Here is a 6,817-nt window from a genome sequence, read left to right on the forward strand (position 1 = left end):
CGGCGCCAGCCGCGCCTTTTTTCGTTCCGCGGTCGCCCCACATCACATCCCGACATCCAGACACGGAGCGACGATGCGATTCGACCAGATCACCGCCGAAACCCCGACCGAGTCCGGCCTCGCCGCCGCCTACCGGGCGCTCCACGCGGAGCTCGACGCCGGCGCCGTCGGCCCCGCGATCGACGCCTGGGAAGCCCTGCGCCGGGACCACGGCACCTGGTCCAGCCTCGTCCATCTGCGCTTCTCGCAGGACACCGCCGATCCGGCCCGCAAGGCGGCGCGGGAATTCGCCGATGCGCTCGGCCCCGTCGTCGCCGATCACGAGACGACGTTCAAGGCCCGCCTGCTGGGCCTCGATCCGGCCCCGCTCGAAGCCCGCTTCGGCGCCCACGCGCTGGCGATGTGGCGCAACGACGTCACCACCTTCCGCCCCGAAATCGCCGCCGATCTCGAAACCGAATCCCGCCTCGCCGCCGACTACACGGCGCTGCTCGCCAGCGCCCGCATCGCGTTCGACGGCCAGACGCTGAACCTCTCCGGCCTCGGCCCCTATGCCGAAAGCCCCGACCGCACGGTCCGCCACGATGCCGCCGCCGCCCGCTGGGCCTTCTTCGCCGAGCACGGCGCCGCGCTCGACGACCTCTACGACCGGCTGGTGAAGCTCCGCCACCGCATCGCCCGCACCCTGGGCGACGCCAGCTTCACCGCGCTCGCCTATCGCCGCATGGGCCGGCTCGACTACGGCCCCGCCGAGGTCGCGACCTATCGCGAGGAAGTCCGCCGCCACGTCGTCCCCCTCGTCGCCCGGCTGATGGAACGCCGCCGCGCCGAAAACGGGCTCGACCGCCTGATGGCCTGGGACGAGCCGATGATCGACCCCGAGGGCAATCCGAAACCCGTCGGCGGCCGGGCGGTGCTGGAGCAGGCCGCCACCGAGATGTTCGCGGCGATGGACCCGCGCCTTGATGCCTTCTACCGCGCGATGCGCGAGGGCGGCTTCATGGATCTCGACAACCGCCCCGCCAAGGCCGGCGGCGGCTTCTGCACCAGCTTTCCCAGCATCGGCATGCCGTTCATCTTCGCCAACTTCAACGGCACGCATCACGACGTCGACGTGTTCACCCACGAGATGGGCCACGCGTTCCAGAACTACATGAGCCGGCAACAGCCGGTCTCCGACTATTTCTGGCCGACCATGGAGGCCGCGGAAATCCATTCGATGAGCCTGGAATTCCTCGCCCATCCGCATATCGCGCCGATGTTCGGCGCCGCCACCGCGCGCTACCGGCGGATGCACCTGATCGGCGCGCTGGAATTCCTGCCCTACGGCGTCTGCGTCGATCACTTCCAGCACGAGATCTACGCCGATCCCGATCTCACGCCGGCCGATCGGCACGCCATCTGGCGCCGCCTCGAACAGCTCTATCTCCCCTGGCGGGACTGGGGCGACCTCGCCTATCCGGCGATGGGCGGCCGCTGGCAGGCGCAGATGCACATCTACCGCTCGCCCTTCTACTATATCGACTACACCCTGGCGCAGTGCTGCGCGCTGCAGTTCTGGGTCGCCTCGCAGCGCGACGAGCGCGCCGCCTTCGACACCTATGTGAACCTCTGCGCCCTCGGCGGCTCGCGCCCCTTCGGCGGTCTCGTGGCCGCCGCCGGTCTCGTCTCGCCCTTCACCCCGGGCGCCCTGCGCGATGCCGTGCGCGCCGCCGCGCAGGCGCTGGATCTGTCATAGAGCATCAACATGATGGAGCACGACATTCGATCCGGAAGGACCGGAAAGTGCTCCAGACCGGGAGCCGAAGAATGACCTTCCCCACCGTCGCCGCCGGCTATGGCGCCCTGCTCGCCCTGATCTACCTCGTCCTCTCGCTCTGGGTCGGCTTCGGCCGCTTCGGCTTCCGGGTGATCCACGGCGATGGCGGCAACGATCGCCTCGCCCGCCGCATCCGCGCCCATGCCAATTTCGCCGAATACGTCCCGCTGATCCTTCTCCTCGCCGCCCTGCTGGAGGCGAGCGGGGCCGGGCGGCTCGAGATGAACGCGCTGCTCTTCCCGCTGCTGGTCGCGCGCATCATCCACCCGTTCGGCATGATCGCGCCGGAGAATTCGCCGCAGCAATTCCTCTGCCGCGCGCCCGGCGCGCTCATCACCTGGCTCGTCCTCGGCGCGGAGGCGATCCTGCTGCTGGCGCGCCTGCGATGAGCGATGCCGCCCTGGCCCGGGTCCGCGCCGCCCTGCGCGCCGCCGGCCTCGCCGATGGCCTGATCCGCGAATTCCCCGCCGGCACAGCGACCGCCGCCGATGCCGCCGCCGCTCTCGGCTGCGATGTCGCCGCGATCGCCAAGTCGATCGTCTTCCGCGCCGGCGATGCGCCGGTGCTCGCGATCGCCTCCGGGGCGAACCGCGTCGGCAAGAGCCGTCTCGCCGCCGTCCTCGGCGCGAAACTCGCCCCCGCCAGCCCCGATTTCGTGCGCGATGCCACCGGCTTCGCGCCCGGCGGCGTGTCCCCCGCCGGCCACGACCCGGCGATGCGCATCGTCATCGACCGCGATCTCTTCGCCTTCGCCGAGGTCTGGGCCGCGGCCGGCACGCCCCGTCACGTCTTTCCGGTCACGCCTGACGGCCTGGTCCGCCTGACCGGCGGCCTGGTCGCCGATATCAGGCAGGAGGGCTGATCACGGATCGCGCCGCATCACCATCCGCACGCCGATATTGATCGCCAGCACGACGAGCATGACCAGCAGTGCCGCGGCGAAGGCGAGGGCGTGCGATTCCGGGTTCGGTTCGTTGATGAAGGTCCAGATCACGTAGGTCAGGTAGCCGATCGGCTCGTTGGTGAGCTTCCCGGTCCAGAGATAGTTCGACCACCCGGCGGTATAGATCAGCGGCGCCGTCTCGCCGACCGAGATGGCGAGCGAGAGCAGCACGCCGGTGATCACCCCCGGCGCCGCCGCCGCCAGCACGATGCGCGAGGCCACGGTGTGGTCCCGCGCGCCCAGCGCGTAGGCCGCCTCGCGCATGCTGGTCGGCACCCGCCGCAGCGACAGCTCGGTGATCCGCGCCAGATAGGGCACGACCATGATGGCGAGCGTGATCGCCCCGGCCAGCGCCGAGAACTTCCAGCCCAGCCCGATCACCATCGTGATGTAGGAGAAATAGCCGAGCACGATCGAGGGCGTGCCGGTCAGCGTGTCGGCCAGGAATCGCACGGTCGCGGCGAGGCGGTTCGAGCCGTATTCCGAGAGATAGATCCCAGCGCCGATCCCGATCGGCGTGGCGATCAGGAGCGAGCCGAGCGAGAGCACCAGCGTGCCGATGATCGCGTTCTGCAGCCCGCCGGTCACCCCGTTGGTCGAGGTGGTGAAGAGTTCGATCGAGAAGGCCGAGGCCCCCTTGAGCGTCACCGTCAGCACGAGGTCGAGCAGCGGCACCGCGATCAGCAGGAAGGCGAGGGTGCACAGCCCCCACCCGACGATATTGGTCGCGTAGCGCCGCCGCTCCAGCGTGGTCAGCCGCGCCGGCGCGGCGTCATGCATTGCGGACATTGATCGTCCTCCTGACCAGCAGCCGCGCCGCGGCGTTCACCAGCACGGTGATGACGAACAGCACCAGCGCGATTTCCGCAAGCGACTTCACCGCCATGTTGCTCGGGTCCTGCAACGCGCTGTCGAGCTGCGAGAGGATGAAGGCGGCCATCGTGCTGATCGGGGTGAAGATCGTCCCCGGCAGGTAGTTGAGCGCGCCGCCCGAGACCATCAGCACCGCCATCGTCTCGCCCAGCGCGCGGCCGAGCGCCAGCACGATGCCGCCGATCAGCGTGACGCGCGCGGTCGGCAGCATGGTGCTGGTGACCACCTCGAAATGCGTCGCCCCCAGCGCATAGGCCGATTCGCGCAGCTCGCGCGGCACCTGGTTCAGCGCGTCGTAGAGCGTCGTGGTGATGATCGGCGTGATCATCAGCGCCAGCACGATCGAGGCGGCGAGCAGCCCGTAGCCGCTGCCGGTGCTGTTGCTCATGTTGAAGAAGGGGATGAAGCCGAGCGTCGCGGTGATCGCCGGGCTGATCCAGTTCGCGATCAGCGGCACCAGCACGAAAATGCCCCACAGGCCGAACACCACGCTCGGCACCACGGCGACCAGCTCGACCAGCATGGTCAGCCAGGGCCGCATCCGCGCCGGCGCCTTTTCCGAAAGAAACATCGCGGCGCCGACGCTCACCGGCACGGCGAACAGGATCGCGAGGAAGGAGGAGAACAGCGTGCCGACGATGAAGGCGAGAATCCCGTAATTCGCTCCCGGCGGCACCTCGTAGCCATGGCGCATCACCGTGTTGCCGTAGAGATTTCCGAGATTCCAGTTGATCGTCCACAGGAAGCGCAGCCCGTTGAACCCGATCGCCTGCCACGAATAGCGCGCGAGGAAGAAGACGATGGCGGCAAGGGCGAGCGGAATCACCAGGGCGACCGCCGCCATGGCCAGCCTGAACGGTTTCACCTTCGACATGCGGGTGCCTTTACACGAAACTGCCCTCCCGGCGAAGCCGGAAGGGCAGGGTAGGCTTGTTCCGGCCTGCGGCCGCCCGGATCAGCTGCCGATCTGGGCGATCTGCTTCGCGGAGAGTTCGCGGATCTTCTTCGGCAGCGCCTTGAAATGCACCTGCTTCAGATACTGCTCCGAGTTGCCCTCGTTCGAGGCCCAGGTCAGCAGCGTCTTCACCGCATCGGCGGTGGCCTTGTTCGGCTGCTTCTTGTTCACGATCGCATATTCGTAGTTGATGATCGGGTAGCTGTTCGCCCCCGGCGCGAAGACGAGGCTGATGCGCTCGTCCGCCGGCGTCTTGTCGCCCAGCGCGGCGGCGGCGGCGCTGATCGTCGAGGCGGTCGGCAGCAGCGCCTTGCCCGCGCGGTTCACCAGCTTCGCGGTGCCGAGCTTCGCCGCGTCGATCTGCTTGGTGAAGCTGACGCCGACATAGGCGATCGAAAACTTGTTGCCCTTCAGCGCCTCGACCATGCCGGGGTTGCCCTGCGCGCCGAGCCCGCCCTGCACCGCCGGCCAGGAGATGCTGGTGCCGTAGCCGACCTTGCTGTTCCACTCCGGCGTCGAGAAGCTCAGATACTGCGAGAAGATGAAGGTGTCACCCGAACCGTCGGTGCGGTGCACCGGGATGATCTTGTGGTTCGGCAGCTTCACCCCCGGGTTCAGCTTCGCGATCGCCGGCGAATCCCAGTTGGTGATCTTGCCGGAATAGATGTCGGCGAGCACCGGGCCGGAGAACACCAGGTGGTGACCGTTCAGGCCGGGGATGTTGTAGTTGATCGACTGCGCCGAGATCGCCAGCGGGATGTTCAGGATGCCGGGGTTCTGCTTCAGCTGGCCGTTCGACATGTAGGCGTCGGACGCGCCGATCTGCACGAGACCCTTGATCGCCTGCGCGATGCCGGTGCCCGAGCCGGTGCCCTGGGTCGTCACGCGGATGCCCGGATGCGCCTTCTCGAAATGCGGCACCCAGATGTTGAACAGCGGGTAGAGCAGCGTGGAGCCGGTCTCGGTCAGCGTGACGGTCTGCGCGGCAGAGGCGACGCCGGCGCCGATGCCGGCGACGAGCAGCGCCGCGGCGCCGGAGCGCAGAAGGACGGAGCGCCGAAGTTTGTTGTCTGATCGCACGATGGATCTCCCTGTCGGTTGCGATGGGCAGCAGGTGGGTTGAACGCATCGCTGCGTCCTGACGCGCCCTCTAGATGATCCTGTGTGACAAGGCGACCGGCTGTCGGTTAAGCTTTTATGACAACCGATCGCCCTTTGTGACACCCGCGCCGTTTTTCAACCCTTGCGCGATCCGTCCGCGCAGCATCTCAACCGGTGTTTCCAGTCCCGCGTAGCGGATCGCCCGCCGCAGCCGCTTGCCATCCTCGCCGCGCACCTGAAGCGTGAGCGTCGTCGGCGTCACCTCGGCGGCGGCGATGTCCGCCCAGACATGGTGCTCCGTCTCCGCCGGCCGCCGCAGCAGCGCGACGCCGTCCGCCCCGATCACCGCGCGCGTCCGCACCGCCCGGTCGCCATGCCGCCGCCGCATCGACTCGACCGAGCCGATCACCGCGATCGTGCCCGACAGCGGCAGCAGCAGCGCCATCGCGGTCAGGAACGGGCTGGGCCTGGCCGTGTGCACGAACACGAACGGCGCCGCGAGGCCGAGCAGCAGGATCATCAGCGCCACCGGCAGGGGCGGGCTGGTCTTCGCCGGCCCCGCGCGCAGCGCGAGGTCGTCCTCCAGCAGGTTCCGATCGTCGCTCCCGTCATCGCTCATCTGCGCAAATTGCCGGAGCGCCGCCGGTTTGTCGATCATCTCCCCCGGGGCATAGTAACGGCGATGGACCCCGAGTCGCCCCGCCCTGGCCTTGCCGAACTCTTCGCCGGCTTCTTCGCGGCCGGCCTGTCGGGTTTCGGCGGCGTGCTGCCCTTCGCCCGCCGCATCATGGTCGAGCGCCGCGGCTGGCTCACCGGGGCCGAGTTCGCCGACCTGTTCAGCCTCTGCCAGTTCCTGCCCGGCCCGAACGTGGTCAACCTCGCCGCCGCCTTCGGCGCCCGCCAGCGCGGCCCGAAGGGGGCGGTGGTCGCCATCGCCGGCCTGCTCGCGGCGCCGGTCGTCATCGTCATCGCGCTGGGTGCGGTCTATGAGCGGATCGGCGGCATCCCCCCTCGTCCATCACGCCCTGCTCGGCCTCGCCGCCGGCGCCGCCGGCCTGTTCGCCGCCGCCGCGCTGCGAATCGCCTGGCCCGTGCTGCACCGCCCCGCCCGTGCCGCCATCGTCGG

8 protein-coding genes are annotated in these 6,817 nt (G+C 68.9%); 4 read left to right on the forward strand and 4 right to left on the reverse strand.

Translation table 11 applies throughout. From position 1 onward, the window contains the following. Window positions 1-73 precede the first annotated feature (73 nt). The 3 genes from APM_RS14870 (at window position 74) to APM_RS14880 (ending at window position 2,681) form a co-directional block, all read left to right on the forward strand. Window positions 74-1,738: a M3 family oligoendopeptidase gene (locus APM_RS14870; RefSeq protein ID WP_007424199.1), complete on the forward strand. Its 1,665-nt coding sequence runs from the start codon at window positions 74-76 to the stop codon at window positions 1,736-1,738. Window positions 1,739-1,809: 71 nt separating this feature from the next. Continuing rightward, entirely contained in the window at window positions 1,810-2,208 is a 399-nt protein-coding gene (locus APM_RS14875) for an MAPEG family protein (protein WP_007424200.1), read from the forward strand. Continuing rightward, entirely contained in the window at window positions 2,205-2,681 is a 477-nt protein-coding gene (locus tag APM_RS14880; protein WP_007424201.1) for a YbaK/EbsC family protein, read from the forward strand. The genes APM_RS14875 and APM_RS14880 overlap by 4 nt, the downstream gene beginning before the upstream one ends. On the opposite strand, the gene pstA is transcribed toward APM_RS14880, so the two are convergent. The 4 genes from pstA to APM_RS14900 all read right to left on the reverse strand — a co-directional run bounded on the left by pstA (window position 2,682) and on the right by APM_RS14900 (window position 6,310). Continuing rightward, window positions 2,682-3,551, reverse strand: a complete 870-nt coding sequence (pstA, locus tag APM_RS14885; protein ID WP_007424202.1) for a phosphate ABC transporter permease PstA — start codon at window positions 3,549-3,551, stop codon at window positions 2,682-2,684. Beyond that, complete coding sequence (gene pstC, locus APM_RS14890; protein ID WP_007424203.1) at window positions 3,535-4,509, reverse strand: phosphate ABC transporter permease subunit PstC; 975 nt, start codon at window positions 4,507-4,509, stop codon at window positions 3,535-3,537. Before pstC ends, pstA begins: the two co-directional genes overlap by 17 nt. Window positions 4,510-4,590: 81 nt before the next feature. Beyond that, window positions 4,591-5,670 carry a phosphate ABC transporter substrate-binding protein PstS gene (pstS, locus tag APM_RS14895; RefSeq protein WP_007424204.1) on the reverse strand — a complete coding sequence of 360 codons (1,080 nt, stop codon included), beginning with the start codon at window positions 5,668-5,670 and terminating at the stop codon, window positions 4,591-4,593. Between the two features lie 115 nt (window positions 5,671-5,785). Beyond that, a complete protein-coding gene (locus APM_RS14900; RefSeq protein ID WP_241763171.1) occupies window positions 5,786-6,310 on the reverse strand; it encodes a hypothetical protein in 525 nt (174 codons plus the stop codon). Window positions 6,311-6,373: 63 nt separating this feature from the next. Here APM_RS14900 and APM_RS14905 point away from each other — a divergent pair. Next, a partial coding sequence (locus APM_RS14905) for a chromate transporter (protein WP_007424206.1) occupies window positions 6,374-6,817 on the forward strand: 444 nt, incomplete at its 3' end.

Source organism: Acidiphilium sp. PM (assembly GCF_000219295.1).
GTDB lineage: Bacteria > Pseudomonadota > Alphaproteobacteria > Acetobacterales > Acetobacteraceae > Acidiphilium > Acidiphilium multivorum.